Source organism: Ruegeria sp. AF2 (assembly GCF_056542025.1).
Map to the genome: position 1 here is coordinate 432,166 of NZ_JBQFZC010000003.1, position 17,321 is coordinate 449,486.

At 56.6% G+C, this 17,321-nt stretch carries 16 protein-coding genes; 3 read left to right on the forward strand and 13 right to left on the reverse strand.

The features are described from left to right. Positions 1–77: 77 nt before the first annotated feature. The 8 genes from ACR0NM_RS12875 to ACR0NM_RS12910 all read right to left on the reverse strand — a co-directional run bounded on the left by ACR0NM_RS12875 (position 78) and on the right by ACR0NM_RS12910 (position 8,572). Positions 78–686, reverse strand: coding sequence for a nucleotidyltransferase family protein (locus ACR0NM_RS12875; protein ID WP_480615039.1), 609 nt, complete (start codon positions 684–686; stop codon positions 78–80). After that, positions 679–1,461 carry an XdhC family protein gene (locus tag ACR0NM_RS12880; protein WP_480615041.1) on the reverse strand — a complete coding sequence of 261 codons (783 nt, stop codon included), beginning with the start codon at positions 1,459–1,461 and terminating at the stop codon, positions 679–681. Before ACR0NM_RS12880 ends, ACR0NM_RS12875 begins: the two co-directional genes overlap by 8 nt. After that, positions 1,458–2,639 carry a vWA domain-containing protein gene (locus ACR0NM_RS12885; protein ID WP_480615043.1) on the reverse strand — a complete coding sequence of 394 codons (1,182 nt, stop codon included), beginning with the start codon at positions 2,637–2,639 and terminating at the stop codon, positions 1,458–1,460. Before ACR0NM_RS12885 ends, ACR0NM_RS12880 begins: the two co-directional genes overlap by 4 nt. Continuing rightward, entirely contained in the window at positions 2,636–3,511 is an 876-nt protein-coding gene (locus ACR0NM_RS12890; protein ID WP_480615045.1) for an AAA family ATPase, read from the reverse strand. The genes ACR0NM_RS12885 and ACR0NM_RS12890 overlap by 4 nt, the downstream gene beginning before the upstream one ends. 46 nt (positions 3,512–3,557) lie before the next feature. Next, the gene (locus ACR0NM_RS12895; RefSeq protein ID WP_480615047.1) at positions 3,558–5,987 is read right to left on the reverse strand and encodes an aerobic carbon-monoxide dehydrogenase large subunit; all 2,430 of its coding nucleotides are present in this window, start codon (positions 5,985–5,987) and stop codon (positions 3,558–3,560) included. Beyond that, positions 5,984–6,478 (reverse strand): (2Fe-2S)-binding protein, encoded by a 495-nt coding sequence (locus tag ACR0NM_RS12900; RefSeq protein ID WP_170392521.1) that lies wholly within the window; start codon positions 6,476–6,478, stop codon positions 5,984–5,986. Before ACR0NM_RS12900 ends, ACR0NM_RS12895 begins: the two co-directional genes overlap by 4 nt. A gap of 12 nt (positions 6,479–6,490) precedes the next feature. Continuing rightward, complete coding sequence (locus ACR0NM_RS12905; RefSeq protein WP_480615049.1) at positions 6,491–7,345, reverse strand: FAD binding domain-containing protein; 855 nt, start codon at positions 7,343–7,345, stop codon at positions 6,491–6,493. 111 nt (positions 7,346–7,456) lie between these two features. Continuing rightward, on the reverse strand, positions 7,457–8,572 hold the full coding sequence (locus ACR0NM_RS12910; RefSeq protein ID WP_480567406.1) for an MHYT domain-containing protein: 1,116 nt from the start codon (positions 8,570–8,572) through the stop codon (positions 7,457–7,459). On the opposite strand from ACR0NM_RS12910, the gene ACR0NM_RS12915 reads away from it, so the two are divergent. Then, a complete protein-coding gene (locus ACR0NM_RS12915) occupies positions 8,549–8,761 on the forward strand; it encodes a hypothetical protein (RefSeq protein ID WP_170402087.1) in 213 nt (70 codons plus the stop codon). The genes ACR0NM_RS12910 and ACR0NM_RS12915 overlap by 24 nt on opposite strands. 96 nt (positions 8,762–8,857) lie before the next feature. On the opposite strand, the gene ACR0NM_RS12920 is transcribed toward ACR0NM_RS12915, so the two are convergent. After that, positions 8,858–9,202, reverse strand: a complete 345-nt coding sequence (locus ACR0NM_RS12920; RefSeq protein WP_480615052.1) for an adenylate/guanylate cyclase domain-containing protein — start codon at positions 9,200–9,202, stop codon at positions 8,858–8,860. A 241-nt stretch (positions 9,203–9,443) separates the two neighbouring features. Between ACR0NM_RS12920 and ACR0NM_RS12925 the strand changes: the two genes are divergently transcribed. Next, the gene (locus ACR0NM_RS12925) at positions 9,444–10,721 is read left to right on the forward strand and encodes a tetratricopeptide repeat protein (RefSeq protein ID WP_170402091.1); all 1,278 of its coding nucleotides are present in this window, start codon (positions 9,444–9,446) and stop codon (positions 10,719–10,721) included. 127 nt (positions 10,722–10,848) lie between these two features. Here ACR0NM_RS12925 and ACR0NM_RS12930 read toward each other — a convergent pair whose 3' ends face one another. The 4 genes from ACR0NM_RS12930 to ACR0NM_RS12945 are packed head-to-tail and all read right to left on the reverse strand — an operon-like array spanning position 10,849 to position 16,400. After that, positions 10,849–11,697, reverse strand: coding sequence for an ABC transporter six-transmembrane domain-containing protein (locus ACR0NM_RS12930; protein WP_480615054.1), 849 nt, complete (start codon positions 11,695–11,697; stop codon positions 10,849–10,851). Between the two features lie 6 nt (positions 11,698–11,703). Then, positions 11,704–12,123 (reverse strand): DUF2141 domain-containing protein, encoded by a 420-nt coding sequence (locus ACR0NM_RS12935; protein ID WP_480615056.1) that lies wholly within the window; start codon positions 12,121–12,123, stop codon positions 11,704–11,706. After that, positions 12,120–15,248, reverse strand: a complete 3,129-nt coding sequence (locus tag ACR0NM_RS12940) for an efflux RND transporter permease subunit (protein WP_480615058.1) — start codon at positions 15,246–15,248, stop codon at positions 12,120–12,122. The genes ACR0NM_RS12935 and ACR0NM_RS12940 overlap by 4 nt, the downstream gene beginning before the upstream one ends. 3 nt (positions 15,249–15,251) lie before the next feature. Continuing rightward, the gene (locus tag ACR0NM_RS12945) at positions 15,252–16,400 is read right to left on the reverse strand and encodes an efflux RND transporter periplasmic adaptor subunit (RefSeq protein ID WP_480615060.1); all 1,149 of its coding nucleotides are present in this window, start codon (positions 16,398–16,400) and stop codon (positions 15,252–15,254) included. A 101-nt stretch (positions 16,401–16,501) separates the two neighbouring features. On the opposite strand from ACR0NM_RS12945, the gene ACR0NM_RS12950 reads away from it, so the two are divergent. Beyond that, the gene (locus ACR0NM_RS12950; protein WP_480615062.1) at positions 16,502–17,119 is read left to right on the forward strand and encodes a TetR/AcrR family transcriptional regulator; all 618 of its coding nucleotides are present in this window, start codon (positions 16,502–16,504) and stop codon (positions 17,117–17,119) included. The last annotated feature ends 202 nt before the right edge of the window (positions 17,120–17,321 follow it).

Consider the following 17,321-nt stretch of genomic DNA (forward strand, 5'->3'; position numbering starts at 1 on the left):
AAATCTTATGTTGTCTGCTTGTTCAGTGGTCATTTCGAGCGATTTAAGACGCCTGCGCATCCAGATCAGAAGTCGGCTCATGAGATCGGCTCTTTCGCGGTTTCCAAATGGGTCGCATAGTCATCCGGGGTATCGACATCGGTGTAGAACCCTGGCGATGGCAGCGTAGCGGCTTGTACATGTTCGGGATGATCGCGCGTGAAGCCCAAGCAGCCGGGGCGTGCGGGGTTTTCCAGCAATCGCCGGCGCAATAGCTGCGGGATAGTAATTGGATTGCCTCGTGCGCCGTTATGGACAGGTATCGTCACTTTAGTCGCATCACCTGCAACGTGAGCGGCAATCAGATCTTGCAGATCCTGAGTGGTCAATAGCGGCTGATCACCCAAGCCGATCAGAAGCAGATGGGCGTCAGGTGCACAATGCAATCCCGTGGCAACCGAGCTCTGCTGGCCGCTGGTGAAGTTTGCATTGTGAACCAAAGAAACAGCTAGCCCTGATAATGCCCGGCGCACGGCGCTCGCCTCATGTCCTGTTACCACCGTCAGGTCAGTATCAATGGCGCCTAAGTAAGCCATGGCTACACGGCGGATCATCGGTACGCCGTCTATTGGTAACAGCAGCTTGTTTTGCGCCCCCATGCGACGGGAAAGACCGGCGGCCAGAAGGATCGCGGCAACATCAGCCATCGGCAAGCCCCACAGTATGCCGTCTGACACGGACTAACTGCGCAAGGATCGACAGCGCTATTTCCTCGGACGTGACCGCCCCCAGGTCCAGACCCGCCGGGGCGTGGACGGTGTTGATGGCCTCGGGCGTTATGCCGGCGAACCTTAGTTTTTCCGCCAATGTCGAGAATTTCCGCGCGCTTCCGACGAAGGCAACATAATCGGGCAAATCTGTCAGTACGGATTTGAGCGCGTCCAGATCTCCTTGGCCTTGCGTCGCAATGACAACAAAGCGTCGTCGATTGCACGTCGTATCAGTCGACGTGGTGCCAGAAACCGACCAGTGGAATTGCGGTGCCAGGGAACTAAGCGCTTGGGCCACAGGGGATGCGCCAAGCACGACAAGTTCGGGCATCGGCAAACAGGGCTCGATAAAGATGTCGACGGTGCCTTTTGACGGGCAACCATTGCGCGCAAAGCGCGTCCCGTCGACTTCATCCCCCGCTATCACGCCCATTTCTTCCAGGAGTTCCTCGGGCGCGACAGAAACCAGTTGCGGCTGACCGGCGCGCAAAGCCTCTACCGCAGCGCGTTTGACCGCGCCACGCGTGCATCCGCCACCAAGCCATCCATGCAGGATTGTCCCGTCCGCGCTGAGCAGCGCTTTAGCACCCGGCTTGGCCGCCGTCGCCCCCGCAGTGCGCACGATTGTCGCGAAGGCGAATGGTTCTTGCCGGTCACGCAGGTCTTGTGCCGCATCGGCAAGGTCCGTGTCTAAGATCTCTGCCGGACTCATAGCGTCACCAATTTTGGTTCCAGGGCGGCAAAATCGGCAAGGGTGTTGGCCGGTTGAAAAAGGTCGAGATAAGGCAAGGCCGCAGCCATTCCGCCAGCTACGGGCGCGTAGTCGCTCCAGCCCTTCAATGGATTGAGCCAGATGATCTTACAGCCGCGTTTTCTCAGCTTCTCAAGCGCTGCTGCCAGGATTGCGGGTGGCTCGGTATCATAGCCGTCCGACAGGATCACTACGACAGACCGGCCATCTACAAAGCGCCGCGCATAGGTATCGGCAAAGCGTTGCAACGATGGCCCGATCTTTGATCCACCGCCGAAGCCATCTGCCATCAGCGACATCCGACCAATTGCACGCAGTGCGTCTTTGTCGCGCAATGCTTCAGTGATGCGAACCAGCCGTGTGTGAAAAAGATAAGCGTCGGCATCTTTGTCAGCGCGCATCAGCCCAGCGAGAAAAGCAAGGAAAACTTGTGCATAGACGCTCATCGATCCCGATACATCGCAAAGCGCTACGATTTTGCGGCTGCGATCTGGGCGAGACTTGCGCAAGAGCTGCAGAGGTTCCCCTCCTGTCGCAAGGCTCAGGCGAATGGTCTTGCGAAAATGCAGGCGGTCGCCTTTGCGGGCGGCGATCCGACGGCGCGAACGTCGGTCGCGCAAAGCGGCACCGATGCGACGCGCAACTGCTTCGGCCTCTGCGATATCATCCGCGCGGACCAGATCACGCAGATCGCGGCGGCTGAGATTGCGTTGCTGAGTTGCGATAAGTTTACCGGTGCCGTCGCTGTCGGCCTCGCCGTCACCGGAATCAGGAGCGATGGCGCTGCCCGATGCGCCCATATCCTGACCCTTGGCTTGACGAGAGGAATGCACGTCATCGCTGAGCGCAGACTGCGCTTTGGGCACGGCCATTTGCTTCACCCGACCGGAATCCATCCAAAAACTATCGAAGAGGCTGTCGAACCGTTCGGCCTCATCCTTGCATCCTGTGCAGATGGCCCGTAACGCGCGACGGCTTTCATTCGGGACAGCGGCATTGACCTCGCCGAGGGCAAGCAAGGCAAGCTCTGCCTCTGCCACACCTAGGCGCAGGCCGTTCTGGCGCAAATGCGCAATGAACCCGGCGACACGGGCCGCTGGCCCCGGATCACGCGCCGCAAATTTGGAAACCCGGCTCATGCGGCCTTCCCCGCGATACGGGCCGCGACTTCGGCGGTGATCTGTGCCTGATCGCTTTGAGTTTTCAGCAGCGTGGTTAAGGTGGAGTGCAACACGGTTGGATCGTTGGTCAGATCCGCAATCCCAAGTCCCATCAAGGCGGCAGCAAAATCGAGCATCTCAGCGATGCCGGGTGTCTTTTCCAGTTCCTCCTCGCGAAGCTTTTGTACAAAGCCTACGACTTGCGCGCCGAGACGTGCCTCAATCGCAGGGCAGCGGGCTTTGAGGATTGCAAGTTCTGTCTGTCGGTCCGGATAATCGACATAGGTGTAAAGGCAGCGACGACGCAGTGCATCGGATAGATCGCGTGTGCCGTTTGAGGTCAGGATCACGATCGGCTTACTAGAGGCCGTGATGGTGCCGAGTTCTGGCACAGTCACTTGATAGTCGGCCAGAACTTCCAGCAAGTAGGCTTCGAATTCCACATCAGCGCGGTCAATTTCGTCAACCAACAAAACAGGCGGCGTGTCCTGGGTAATGGCGGCCAATAGAGGGCGTTCCAACAGGAAATCACGGGAAAAAATACGCTCTTCAACGCTTTTGCCCGTCTCACCATCTTCGGCGGCGGCGCGGATCGTCAGCAATTGCCGCTGGTAGTTCCATTCGTAGATGGCCTGAGCGGCGTCAAGCCCCTCATAGCATTGCAGTCGGAGCAACTTGGTGTCGCGCGCATCGCTCAGGGTGCGCGCAACCTCTGTCTTACCTACGCCTGCGGCGCCCTCCAGAAGAAGAGGCCGCTCCAACGTCAGCGCCAGATGGAGAGCAACTGCTAGGTCGTCGGATGCGACATAGCCCTGCCCTTCAAGAGCGGATTGTAAATCGGTCCAGGTCATGTGTGTCTCCGGGCAGAGCGGAACGTCTCCGCCCTGCCTTTCGCCTTTAGCCGTGCAGGCCAAGCTCATTGGCGGTCTTCCAGATCCGCCAGTGATCATGTGGCATGTTGGTATGCCGCAGACCAAAGGCCCGAAACGCATCTTGCACCGCGTTGGAGAAGCATGGCACCCCGCCCACATGCGGACTTTCGCCCACGCCCTTCGCACCGATGGGATGATGTGGCGACGGCGTGACGGTGTAGTCGGTCTCGTAGTTCGGAACCTCCCATGCGGTCGGCAGGAAGAAATCCATCAGCGTGCCCGTCTTCACGTTGCCCTGATCGTCATAGGCGATTTCCTGGCCCAAAGCGACGGCGAGTGCTTCGGTCAGGCCGCCATGCACCTGTCCTTCGATGATCATCGGGTTGATCCGGGTACCGCAATCGTCCAGCGCGTAGAAGCGGCGGATGTCTGGCACGCCTGTATCCACATCAATATCCATCACGCAGACATAGGCACCGAACGGATAAGTCATGTTTGGCGGGTCATAGTAGCTGACCGCTTCAAGCCCTGGCTCAATCCCTGGAATGGCCTGATTGTAGGCGGCGAATGCGATTTCTTTCATGGTCTTGAACCGCTCGGGCGCTCCTTTGACCACGAAACGGTCGACGTCGAACTCGACGTCATCGTCATGCACTTCCAACAGATAGGCCGCGATCATTTGCGCCTTGGCGCGGATCTTGCGGCCAGCCATGGCCGTAGCCGCCCCGGCAACCGGGGTCGAGCGCGAGCCGTAGGTGCCCAGACCATAGGGCGCGGTATCGGTGTCGCCCTCTTCGATGGTGATGTTATCGGCAGGTAATCCGATCTCGGAGGCCAGTATCTGTGCGAATGTCGTCGCGTGGCCTTGCCCCTGCGAAATCGTTCCAAGCCGTGCAATTGCAGAGCCCGTGGGATGGATGCGAATTTCGCAGCTATCGAACATGCCGAGACCCAGGATATCGCAATTCTTCACTGGGCCGGCACCCACGATCTCAGTGAAGAAACTGAGACCGATTCCCATGAGCTTGCGCGTTTCGCCCCGTTTGAACGCCTCTAGACGCTCGGCCTGTTCCTTGCGCAATCCCTCGTAGTCGACGGTGCTGAGCGCTTTGTCCCAGGCAGTGTGATAATCGCCAGAGTCATATTCCCAGCCAAGCGCAGCCTGATAGGGGAATTGCTCTTTCTTGATGAAGTTGATCCGGCGCAAATCTGCCGCGTCCATGTTCAACTCGATCGCCAGCACCTCGATCATCCGTTCGATGAAATAAACCGCCTCTGTCACGCGGAAGGAACAACGGTAGCTGACCCCGCCCGGCGCTTTGTTGGTGTAGACGCCATCAACCTCAAGGAATGCAGTCGGGATGTCGTAAGATCCGGTGCAGATATTCATGAAACCCGCCGGGAATTTGGTTGGGTCGGCGCAGGCGTCAAATCCACCATGGTCCGCTGTCACATGGCAATGCAACCCGGTGATCTTGCCGTCCTTGGTGGCAGAAATGCGGCCCTTCATCCAATAGTCGCGGGCAAAGGCGGTGGTCATCAGATTGTCCATCCGGTCTTCGATCCACTTTACCGGCTTGCCGGTGACGATGGAGGCGACGACCGAACACACATAGCCCGGATAGGCCCCAACCTTATTTCCAAACCCGCCGCCAATATCGGGAGAGATCACACGGATATTGTGTTCCTCGATCCCGGAAATCAGGCTGACCACAGTGCGGATAGCATGAGGCGCCTGGAACGTGCCCCAAAGAGTCAGCTTGCCATTGACCTTGTCCATTGAGGCGACACAGCCGCAGGTTTCCAGTGGGCATGGGTGCGTACGGTGGTAATACATGGTCTCTTCGGCAACGACCTCGGCATTGTCGATTGTCTCGAATGTTGGACCCTTGTCGCCCGCTTCCCACGTGAAGATGTGGTTGTGATGCTTTCGAGGACCATGTGCTCCATCGATTGGTTTGCCATCCTCGCCCACGGTGTCTTCACGCAGAACTATCTCTGATTCCATCGCCTTGAACGGATCGACCAGAACCTCAAGCTCTTCGTATTCGACTTCGACGGCCTCGATTCCATCTGCCGCCGCATAGCGGTCTTCGGCCACCACAAACGCCACTTCCTGGCCTTGAAACAGAACCTTGCCATCGGCCAGAACCATTTGCTTGTCGCCGGCCAGCGTCGGCATCCAATGGAGGCCGAGCGGTTCAAGGTCCTTGGCGGTCAGCACAGCGAGAACGCCGGGCACTTCAAGTGCTGCCGCCGTATCGATGTTGGTGATCCGTGCGTGAGCGTAGGGAGAGCGGACGAAATCTCCAAAGAGCATCCCGTCAAGCTTCACGTCATCGACGTAGTTGCCCTTGCCTTGAGTAAAGCGGGCATCTTCCACCCTTTTGCGCGAACAGCCCATGCCCTTGAGGTTCGCGGTGCGTTCCTCACGATCTGGTGTCATGTCATTCATTGGGCCGCCTCCTTGGCTGCATTCATCTCGGCCGCTGCGGCTTTGATGGACTTCACGATGTTCTGATACCCGGTACAGCGGCAGATATTACCTGCCATGCCAAAACGGATCTCTTCCTCGGACGGGTTCGGGTTCTCTTCGAGCAACTTTGCCGCACGTGTGATCATGCCCGGTGTGCAGTAACCGCATTGCAGCCCGTGATGTTCCTTAAACGCCTCTTGCAGCGGGTGCAGCGCGTCAGGCCCACCGATGCCTTCGATGGTTGTGATATCCTTGCCATCGGCCTGAGCCACGAACATGGTGCAGGACTTGACTGATTTGCCATCAATGGTGACGGTGCAAGCGCCACAATGGGAAGTCTCGCAGCCAATATGCGGGCCGGTGATGTTGAGCCGCTCGCGCAGCGTGTAGATGAGAAGTTCGCGTGGCTCGGCAAGGAATTCCTCTTCCTTGCCGTTCACCGTGATCTTGTAGTGTTGTTTCTTTGACATCGGACGATCTCCTCACGCACGCGACCAGGCGCGCTCAATGGCGCGGGTTAGAATGATACCTGCCACGTGTTTCTTGAAAGCGACGGGGCCGCGGTTGTCCTCGGTGGGGTCAATATCACCGAGCATGGCGGCCACAGCGGTCTTAATGGCATTTGCATCGACGCCGGTGCCAACCAGAGCGGCCCCAGCCGCCTCGGAAAAGACCGGTGTGTCGCTCAGATTGGTCATTGCAATCGAGGCGGAGGCACAGGTGCCACCTTCTTTCACGATCTGGACTGCAGCAGCAGCGGTAGCATAATCACCAATCTTGCGCTTTTGTTTTTCATAGGCGTAACCGCCATACGGCGTTGGGATGGTGACTGCCGTCAACACTTCTTCGTCTTCCCGAGCGGTCATGTAGGCGGCTTCGTAAAACTCGCGGGCAGCGATGTCGCGTTCCCCGTCAGGACCCTCGACAGTGAAACGCGCATTCAGGCACTGCATCAGGCCGGGCATGTCATTGCCAGGGTCGCCATTGGCCACGTTGCCACCAACTGTACCCATGTATCGGACTTGCGGGTCTGCGATCTGAAGAGCAGCTTCGCGCAGAATCGGAGCGGCCTCAGCCAGTGCGTCGTGATCAATAATCGCGTGCTGGGTGACCATCGCACCGATGCGGATACTGTCACCTCCGATCTCGATATCAGACATGCCGCCAACATCCTGAAGATCGATCAGATGCGGCACATCCGCCATCCGCAACTTCATCATCGGAATCAGGCTGTGCCCACCGGCCATGACGCGGGCATCATCGCCATGCTCTTCCAGGATCGACAGCACACCCGCCATGTCCTTGGGTCTGTAGTATTCGAATGCCGCTGGAATCATCGGCTCTCCTCCCTTCAAGCAAATGTTCTGGCTGAAAGGATCACTGCATGCGCGTGGATGGCGACGCTTCAGTAAATCAACAAAAAACAGGTATTTTGCACGAAATGCGCCCTAGGTCGCACGAATTGCGCCCACCTGCGATGCAAGCGCATCCTGAACCGTCTTGAGTTTGGATCGACTGACCGGCGCGGGTGGCAAACCATCCCCGTCGAACAGGCATCGGCCCTTATCCTTGGTACGCTCAAACCGCGCCACGCGCTGAGGATTGACAAGGTAGCTGCGGTGGGTCTGGAGAAATCCGGTGGGCACCAATCGCTTGGCGGCCTCGGTCACTGGCCAGACACAAAACAACCGATCCGTTTCGGTGTAAACTTGGGTGTAGTGCCCATCCGCGCGCAAAAACAGAACATCTTCGGCAGAGATGAAGACCTTTCCTCCATCCCGTTCGCAAGGAATTTGCAGCAATGGTTTTACATCCGCGGTCGCTTCTGTTGGCTCCGGGTCTTTCCTCGAAGGTCCTGGCAGGTAGGTCACGCTGACCCACAAGCAAGCACCAAATATGATGAAACTGAACAGGATTACGCCAATGGCCAGCGTCTCATTGCTCATCAACGGGCCAAACTCAACCCCACTTGGCACGGCGACGAAACGGGTGCTCGCCAGAGCAAGAAAATGAACGGTGCAAACCGCCGCTGCAAAACACAAAGTGCCCAGCAAAATGTTTCTGTTTGTTCGCTGCCCGTAGGCAATCGCGAAAGCCAGCATACAAAGCGCTATTGCAGCAATCGAGGACAAGATGACGCCACTGGGCGTATACACTGCCCGGCAAAGCTCCAAGCCAGCCATGCCAATATAGTGCATCGCCAAGATGCCCAACCCAACAACGCCTCCTGCCATCGCAATCGTGGCGCGGTTGCGTTCGGTGAAATGCAACAGAATAAGCGCAGCCCCGACGAGCAGGATCGCGACAAGGGCAGACACGAGTGTGATTGCAGCGTCGTAATAGAACAGGATCGGCATCTGAAGCCCGAGCATGGCCACGAAGTGCATGGCCCAGATTCCACCGCCAAGCGAAACAGCCGCAAGAGCCACCGAGGCCTTCTTTTCAAAGACCGGCTTCGTCGAAAGATCTCGCGTCATCGACAATCCTGTAAACCCTGCCACGAAGGCAACGATGCAGGACATGGCGACGAGGAAACTGTTGTGGCTGACGTCGAGAAACTCCATTGTCGCAAATTGGCTAAAAAGTATGCGTTTGGCAAATGGATCAACGATGTCGGACGTTCAAAGAGCGGTTACACATTAGGCGATGCCCAGCTCCGAAGCATTCGTGCCGAGGTGGCTAGCATGCTGCTATTCGGCGGCTTTGAGGCCAAATCCGCCGTTCATATTGATTGGGTGAAAACCACAATTTAAGGCTAATGAAGATCTGCCCGACCCCTCCCGCCGTCATCATTTGATGTTTAATTTGTGACTTCCGAAAGCTGTTGGGGGGAATGGCTAGAGATGCCTTTAGACCGCTTTATAAACTTGCCAGTCTTCGGATAAGCCCTTCAGTTCTTTTGTTCCAAGACTTTCGAAGTCCAGACCGGACCCAGCCACCAGATCTTTTACTGTTCTGGAAACGACGATGTCGCCGCCTCCGCCCAATTCTGAGATACGCGCTGCAATGTTAATGGCAATTCCGCGCACATCATCCGCAGAAACTTCGACCTCGCCTGTGTGACCCCCTATGCGAACTTCCAGATTCAGCTTGGAAATGGCATCGCCAATCGCCTTGCCACGATGGATCGCCTGGCCGGGTCCGTCAAACGTAGCAAGAAAGCCATCGCCATATACTTGGTAGGCAATGTGCACCTCATCGCTGTGCCTCGTTAGGACAACCCTATTGGCAAAGAAAGGCTATGAGGCACGCTTGGTTCAATCAATATCATTTCAATCAGCAGTGAAGGCCAGAAGGCCAGCCCGTTAACCGATGGTTCGATCCTTATAGCAATCGATTATCCACAATAGTGCTTATGGTTTCGCTTTTTGTGCTAGCGTTGGGCAGTTGCGAGCACGCACGTTTGAGTATGCTGACGAAAGTGGGAGTTTGGAGATGCTGGTTGACCGATATGGACTGACGCTGACGACCAGCCTGCCAGAGGCGCGGGACGCCTACGTCGCGGGGCTTGATCACATCCTTGCAGCAACGTTTGGTGCAAGCGAAGCTTTTTCCGCCGCCATCACGGCCGATCCCGGCTTCGCCCTCGGTCACGTTGGGCTTGCTCGAGCTCGAATGTATGAAAACGATATGTCTGGCGCTCAAGAGGCAATGGCGTCGGCCCGCGCCTGCGCATCTGGGTTGACTGAGCGCGAGGAGGGTCATCTCGCGGTATTCGATCTCTTGCTTCAGGGACGTGTTTCACAGGCACGAAGCGCAGTTCTGAAGCACGCTGCTCATCACCCCCGCGATGTCCTTGTCGCGCAGATCTGTACCAACATTTTTGGTTTGATTGGGACATCGGGTGAGCCTGGTCGGGAAAGCACGCAACTTGCCTACACGACCAAATTATTTGATGCCTTGGGCGAAGACTGGTGGGTTATGAGCGTACACGGTCAGGCGCTGTGCGAAGTTGGGCGGCTTGATGAGGCCATGTCCATGATGGACGGCTCGCTCGCTTTGAACAACGCCAATGCAAACGCGTCACACTTCAAAGCGCACACACTCTACGAGCAAGGTTATGGAGAGGCCGGTCGCGCATACCTTGCCGACTGGATCGCGGATTATGATGTGCGCTCGGTATTGCACGGCCACTTAAGTTGGCATCGCGCTCTGTGGGCCTTGGAGCAAGGGGATGAGGCTGAGCTATGGACGATTTACGAGGGGGCTATCGCACCCGCAGCGTCCTATTCGTTGCCGATAAATGTTCTAACCGATGCTGCTGCACTTTTGCACCGCACTGAGATTGCGGGTCTAACAGTTGCGCCCAAACTTTGGCGCGACCTGAGTGAATACGCATCACGGTTTTTTCCAAACCCAGGCATGAGTTTTGCAGACATACATGGCGCACTGGCTCATGCAATGGCAGGGGAAGGAGAACGCCTTGCGGTTCTGACCGAAACAAGCTTGGGTTTTGCGTCAGATCTTGTTCGCCCGGTGGCCCGTGCGTGGGGCGCGATTGCGCGACAAGATTGGACGGATGCGCTGCAACAGCTGACACCGGTCATGGCAGATCACGCTCGTCTGGGTGGCAGCCGCGCACAGCGTGACCTTTTGGAGCTGACTTACCTGAATCTGCTATTGAAATCCGGCCATATTCAAGAAGCTCATCGAACGATTACAGCGCGACGCCCGATCTTCAGTCATAATGCGCCCGTTGCAGGCTTTGTCTGAATTCACAAAGCTCTAGTTTATTAGCTCTTTTTACCCCTCCTTTAGCTAGGCTGCGCACGACCGGAATGGACTGATTACTTCCTGATTACAAATCCCGTATCACGCCATTTATGGTATGCAAGCCTGATCAATCGCTCTGCAACCTGGTCGTAATTTCTGACAGGCGAGACCAGGATTGTAAGGTGACGGGCAAAGCAAGTGCGGCTTCCGCAAACTCCCACGAATAGCTGATAATCGAAAATATCATGCCCGGTGTCGCATCCAGGTTTTGGGTCGCGAACCACAGGTTGAATAGGAGCAGACCTATTAACAGAATGAAGATTACGCCATACAGAACGGCTTCGGTATCCGAGAGCTTTACTTCGAACCGGCGCAGTTTACTCAGGTGGACGAAAACCGGACGGTCACGTCGTTGTTCCAGAACACTGACCTGATGCTCCATTTGCTCATTCAGCGCACGGTTCCATTGCCAAAACGTCGAATGAAACAGAGCGTACACAGATATCATTCCGACAAGAACTCCACAGGCAGACAGGGCCAGAACTGGCGAGAAGTAAAACAGCAAAATTGCTGATACGACGAACTGCACCACCCCCGCGATTGCCGAGGGCAGGATCTCCTCAAGAAAGTCGGCCAGTTCGCGCCCCATGCCGATCCGGGCGTTCAGCGACGAAATTGGAAGATTTGAAAACCGCGCGGCAAGCGCCTTGCCCAATTCGACACGGATCATACCGTAGACACGTGTATCGTAAATCCGCCGGATCACGCTGATCATAGTGAGGGCAACCATGAGCGCACCTAACTGCACAAAGGGCTCAAAATCTTCGCTCAGCAATCCATCTATGGCGAAGCCGACGAACAGCGGAATCAGAACCGTCATGGCAGTTTCAGCCAGGATCAGGAACCACGTAAGCCCTACGCGCCAGCGGAACACACTCAGAAGCGTGCCGATTGTCAGTTGTCGATCTGTCAGCATGGCGCACTACTGATCATAGTGAATGCGAACACGCACATCGCCCGGCCAAACCGAGGCAGCCTTGAAATCCGGCTCGTCCTGAGGGTCTGAGGCACCTGTTGAACCCAGCCCCTCGAACAGTTTCGTCTCAGTCATGTTCAGGTCATCGTCCTTGTTTTCGTCATGAAACAGCAGTACAGCGTATGGGCCCGCGTTCAGGTCAGAAAACTCATGGCTGACGCTGCCTTTACGTGACGGAATCTGGGCGTAGTCAATGGCGCTCCAGACATCCAAACTGTCAAAGGCGCGCGCGTTATCGAATACAAGGATCACGATGTTGCCGTTGGCGTTGCGGATGCCGTCCACAGTCACATTCAGACCCTCGGCGGAGGCCGGTGTCGCAAGCGTTACCACGGCGAACGCAGGGGCTAGAAGGTTCCGTATCATGGCTTTGTCCTTTCTTCAGAAGGCTGCGGAAGGGGTGACTTGAAAATGGCAATGACATCCTCGGTGATGGCGATCAGTACCGGCACCAACAGCAGCATGAGGGCTGTGCCGAAGAGTTCTCCAAAAGCTAAAGAGATTGCCGCAGGGATCAGATACTGCGCTTGCTCAGAGGTTTCGGTCAGCAAAGGCAGCAGACCAATCACTGTAGTTGCGGTGGTCAGAAAGATCGCCTTGAAACGTCCAATGCCTGCGCTTCTCAGCGCCAGATTCACGGGCTGACCTTCCTCTCGCGCCTGATTGTAGCGGGTGATCATGACCAGACTGTCGTTCACAATCACACCGGTCAGAGCAAGCATGCCGAAGAACGAAAACAGCGACAGCGAGACATCCATGATCAGGTGCCCGACGGCGGCTGCGATAAAGCCGAATGGCACGATGGCCAGAATGACGAAAGGCTGCCAATAGCTTTTCAACGGCACGGCCATCAGCACATAGATCAGAACGGCTGCCAGCAACAGCGCGCGCTTCAGGCCATCGCTTATATCGGCCATTTCTTCCAGTTCACCGGCCGGCAGGACGGTTACGCTGGGATATTTGGCACGGAGTTTCGGGACCAGCTGCTCGAACACCGCCTGCCCCACCTCTTCGGGAGCAACAAGGTCGCGGTCGATGGACGCGGCTACGATGCTCATGCGCTTGCCGTCACGGCGATCGATAGTGCCAGAGGCATAGGTGCCCTCGATTTCGGCGACGGTCTCAAGCGGCACCCAGGCGCCGGATGCGCTGCGCAACCGGGTCTGCACCAGATCCGCCAACGTATCGCGGTTTTCACGCGCGTTCTGTACGACTACGCGGACTTCGGACCCATCGCGTCTGACCTTGGTCACCTCGGCCCCGCCGAACCCATAGCCAATCTGTCTGGCCAGAGCCTCGGCGTTAAAACCAAGGTGCCGCGCGTCCGGGCGCAGGCGGAGTTTCAGTTCAGGTTGGCCGCCCACCAACCCATCCCTTACATTTGCCACGCCCTCGATGTTCGACAGGAAACCTTTCATTTCGGCGCTGGCTTGCTGCAGAAGGTCTTCGTCTTTTGACGCCAACCGGATTCGGAACCCTCCGGCAAGCGTTTCCGATCCGGTGAACTCCAACTCGGTGGCGCCCTCGACCGCACCGACCCGGTCGCGCCATTCGCGGACCACAGAAAGGATCGGGACATTCGGACGCTCAGCTACCGGGATCATTTCAGAGAAAATTTGCGCATTTCCAGCGCTGTTGATGATGGTGAATACTGTCTGAACGGGTGGAGCAGACATGCTCGCCTCTTCTGCAAGCTCGACGTTCAGCTCGTTCAACACGGCTTCGATCCGATTCACGTTCGTGCGGGTCAGTGCAAAGGGGGAGCGGGCATCCATTTCCAGGTTCATCGTGATGACCTGACCGGGCACCTCGGGAAAGAACACCGTCCTGACCTTGCCCTTGTACATCAGGCCAAGCCCCAGCGTTGCGGCGGCAATAAACAAGATCAGCACGGCATAGCGCTGACGCACCGCCGCGACGAGCAAAGGCTTGTAGATGCGATCCCGCACCCAGTACAACCCGCCCTGCGCAGAATCCTGTACCCGCCCCCACAAGCGGGTCAGCAGGTATCGACGCTCTTGCCGCATCGAAACCTGCGCCAGATGGGCGGGCAGGATGAATTTGCTTTCGATAAGCGAAAAGATCAGCGTCAGGATCACGATGCCCGCGAACCCGGCAAGTACCTTGCCCAGCGGATTGTCGATCAACAGCATCGGGAAAAAGGCTGCGATTGTGGTCAGCACGCCAAAGACGGTCGCAACAGCCACGCGATGCACGCCGCGTTCCGTGTCCCTAATCGGGTCCTTCCCCTTGCGGCGTTCTTCGAAAACGCTTTCGCCGACTACAACGGCATCATCGACCAGAATTACCAAGGCAATGATCAGACCAAAAGTCGTGACATCGTTCAGCGAATAGTCCACCCATTTCGAGCCCGAGACAGCAAGCGCCCCCATGACCGAAACAGGAATGCCCATGGCAACCCAGAAGGCCAAACGCACGTTCAGGAAAATCGACAGCATCAGGGTCACAAGGATCAAACCCTGCACCCCGTTTGAGCGCAACAGCGCCAGGCGGTCCGAGATGTAGCCAGCGCTATCACCCCAGATCTCGACCTGAACCTGCGACGGCAGCTGTCGGCTGAACTCGTCAACCGTGCTGCGCACGACATCACTGATCTCCAGCAGGTTTTCCCTCTGCCCGACCAGAACCTCCATCCCTACGGTTGGTTTGCTGTTCAGGCGAAACAGGTACTCGCCGTCCTGAAACCCGTCTTCGATTTTGGCAATATCGCCCAAAGGCACATAGGACCCGTCGTCACGTTCGATGATCGGCAGAGCTGCGTATTCCGGCACGTATTTCGCCCTGTCATCGGCCCGCAGATAGATCGTACCGCCATCGGTCCTCAGACGACCTGCCTGAAATGCCAGCGAATTCCCTTCGATGGCACGGGTCACATCCGAAACCGTCAACCCATAGTGGCGCAGCAACGCCGGGTCGATTTCAATGCGCAATTCCCGCGGTATCAGGCCCCAGATTTGCAACCGCGACAATTCCGGTTGCGCCAGCAACTCTTCTTTCAGGCGTTGCGCCAAGCTCTGCAATGTGGCGGGGTCTGTTTCTCCGAACAAGTTCAGATACAGCGCCGGAAAATCGAAACCCGAGGCTTCGATCACGGGTCGGCGCGCAGTATCAGGCAGATCAGTCAAGCCGTCGATCCGAATACGGACACGATCCAGGACGGCTTGTAGTTTCTGGCCACCTGCGCGACGGACAGTCACGACACTTAGGTCATTTTGGGATTGTGAGGTCACACTACGCACGCCCTCCAAACCTTCGAGGGCCTGCTCAACTTTCTGGGTCACCAATTCATCAACCTGTTCGGCTGTGGCGTCCGGAAACTCGATCGCGATTGTAACACTTTCCGGCGGAATGCGGGGGAAGCCTTCGATCCGAATGTTCAGCAGCGTTTGCACCCCAAGAAATAGGATCAGCGCCATCATCAAATTGGCAGCGACCGGATTTCGAATAAACCAGGAAGTCAGAGCGTGCATGGCTCAGCCCCCATCTGATTGCGGCGTCACCCGCTGACCGGGCAGAAACGAGGCCAAAGGTGTTTTGGCCACGCGCCACGGGCCGGTCCCTTCGGGAGCCGATACCGTCACTGTACTTTCGCTGCGGAACAGGATGTTCGGGCTAAGCCTCTGCAATTGGTCCTTATCGCCTACAAGCCAAATGTATCCCGCACGGGTCAGGACGCTTTCGGGTAGGGTTAGTGTGTCCGAGATCCGGCGTCCGGGAATGTGAACCTGCAGGAAGTCTCCGGCGAGTATGCGTTCATCGGGCTTTGTGACATCCAGAAAGACCCGCACCTGCCGCGTGTCTTGATCCAGAAACCCTCCTCCACGCCGGACTTGAGCCCGCCCCAACGCTCCGCCCGAGCGCTGTGTCAGATCAGCAGTGGCGCCAGAGATCGGATGATCCAACAACGCCCAGTCCGCCTGACTAAACTCGGCGACCAGTTCGAATTGCTGGTCGTCCGAAAGGTGTATCAGGGCATCGCCTGGGTTGACCGTCTGGCCCAGGCTGGCAAAACGATGGGTTACAAATCCCGAAAAAGGGGCGACAACCTCCGCGTCCTTCAGTTCATTTCGCGCCGCATTCAGGCGTGCCTGCGCAGCGGCAACGGATTTCTCGGCAATGCGCAATTGCGGCAGATTCACAGCCAGTTCGTTTGGCGGTTCTGTTTCATCCCGGTCAAACTGTCGTTGCGCGACTGTCACTTTGTTCTGCGCGCGCAATAACGCCAGTTCCGCTTGCTCAAGCTCCATCTCAGCGGCTGCAACGGCGCTTTGATAAGGTGCATTTTCGATTGAAAACAAAGGGGCACCCCGTTCCACCTTAGTCCCTGCCGAAGCGGCGTTGTGTACCGCAATGATGCGCCCGGACACAGCAGATCGCAGCTTGGCATCCCACCGAGGCCGAACTTCGGCAAACGCCGAAACCCGCGCTTGTACGGTTGCCGAAACTACTGTGACGACGGAGACGGTCGGTGGCGGAGGTGAGGTCGTTGTTGCCTGAACATCAATTGTATCTTCTGTATCAAACAGGAGGACGACGATCGCTACAAACAGTGCCAACGATAGTCCAATCCAAAGCCATCGCCGGGTCGGTCTTTGCCGAGTTTCCAAAGTTTTGTCTGTCATAGACCTGTCTTTCCTGTGCCGCCGAATCCATTGCACCTTGTGGCATTCGATAGAGTGTCATATACTATGAACGATCGTTCGTTCAATATTAAGTTGAAAAAATGTCCGATGACACCAGGAAGCCGGAATCAATCCGGAAAAAGGCAACAGCCAAGCGTCGCAACCAGATTTTGGAGGCCGCAGTTATGTGTTTCCTTGAGCGCGGCTATCATCAGACAGGCGTCCGCGATATCGCAGCGCGGGCGGGCGTCAGCCTTGGAAATCTCTATAATCATTTTCGCGGCAAACATGATGTGCTTGTAGAAATCGCAATACTTGAACGCCGCGAGATGGAGCCGTTTCTGAAAATCCTGAACTCAGATGCGCCCGCGCCCAAAGTCATAAGAAAGTTCATCAAGGCCTACGCAAAATACCTTGCTGCGCCGGATAACGTTATTTTAACATTGGAAATTTCGAGCGAAGCAGTTCGTCAACCGGACATCGCGCAGCTGTTCGTCGAGAACCGGTCGAGTTTGACTGAGGCCCTGGAAGCCGTAGTGAAGCGAGGAATTACCGGCGGTGAATTGCGCGCCGTTCCGGATCCCCTTCAGGCGTCACAACTGGTGATCGAAGTTCTGGAAGGCAGTGCATATCGTAGTGTGCTGTCAGAATTGCCCATGACCGGGATCATTGTGTGCGCTGAAGACTTTATTATGAGTTCCCTGTTGGCACGTCATTAGCACGTGGGTAGCGTGTCGTTTTGGAATTCGTGAATGTTAGCCAAAGGGAGCTGCCTGAGACAATCATGTAGGCAGCAAAGACCGATTTTGAGTCGGCCGAAACGCGGGGGAGGTCAAAAGAAAGTTGGAGTTGCGGTTAGGACTATTGGCTAACGCAATATCATCCGAGGTTCGGTTACCAGACTTCGTTTAGTCACAAGAC

Excerpts from the sequence above, each read along its gene's own strand:
- ACR0NM_RS12930 (WP_480615054.1), bottom strand. The coding sequence starts at position 11,697 with ATGCTGACAGATCGACAACTGACAATCGGCACGCTTCTGAGTGTGTTC.
- ACR0NM_RS12925 (WP_170402091.1), top strand. The coding sequence starts at position 9,444 with ATGCTGGTTGACCGATATGGACTGACGCTGACGACCAGCCTGCCAGAG.
- ACR0NM_RS12905 (WP_480615049.1), bottom strand. The coding sequence starts at position 7,345 with ATGATTCCAGCGGCATTCGAATACTACAGACCCAAGGACATGGCGGGT.
- ACR0NM_RS12890 (WP_480615045.1), bottom strand. The coding sequence starts at position 3,511 with ATGACCTGGACCGATTTACAATCCGCTCTTGAAGGGCAGGGCTATGTC.
- ACR0NM_RS12945 (WP_480615060.1), bottom strand. The coding sequence starts at position 16,400 with ATGACAGACAAAACTTTGGAAACTCGGCAAAGACCGACCCGGCGATGG.
- ACR0NM_RS12940 (WP_480615058.1), bottom strand. The coding sequence starts at position 15,248 with ATGCACGCTCTGACTTCCTGGTTTATTCGAAATCCGGTCGCTGCCAAT.
- ACR0NM_RS12910 (WP_480567406.1), bottom strand. The coding sequence starts at position 8,572 with ATGGAGTTTCTCGACGTCAGCCACAACAGTTTCCTCGTCGCCATGTCC.
- ACR0NM_RS12875 (WP_480615039.1), bottom strand. The coding sequence starts at position 686 with ATGGCTGATGTTGCCGCGATCCTTCTGGCCGCCGGTCTTTCCCGTCGC.
- ACR0NM_RS12895 (WP_480615047.1), bottom strand. The coding sequence starts at position 5,987 with ATGAATGACATGACACCAGATCGTGAGGAACGCACCGCGAACCTCAAG.
- ACR0NM_RS12880 (WP_480615041.1), bottom strand. The coding sequence starts at position 1,461 with ATGAGTCCGGCAGAGATCTTAGACACGGACCTTGCCGATGCGGCACAA.
- ACR0NM_RS12935 (WP_480615056.1), bottom strand. The coding sequence starts at position 12,123 with ATGATACGGAACCTTCTAGCCCCTGCGTTCGCCGTGGTAACGCTTGCG.
- ACR0NM_RS12885 (WP_480615043.1), bottom strand. The coding sequence starts at position 2,639 with ATGAGCCGGGTTTCCAAATTTGCGGCGCGTGATCCGGGGCCAGCGGCC.
- ACR0NM_RS12900 (WP_170392521.1), bottom strand. The coding sequence starts at position 6,478 with ATGTCAAAGAAACAACACTACAAGATCACGGTGAACGGCAAGGAAGAG.
- ACR0NM_RS12950 (WP_480615062.1), top strand. The coding sequence starts at position 16,502 with ATGTCCGATGACACCAGGAAGCCGGAATCAATCCGGAAAAAGGCAACA.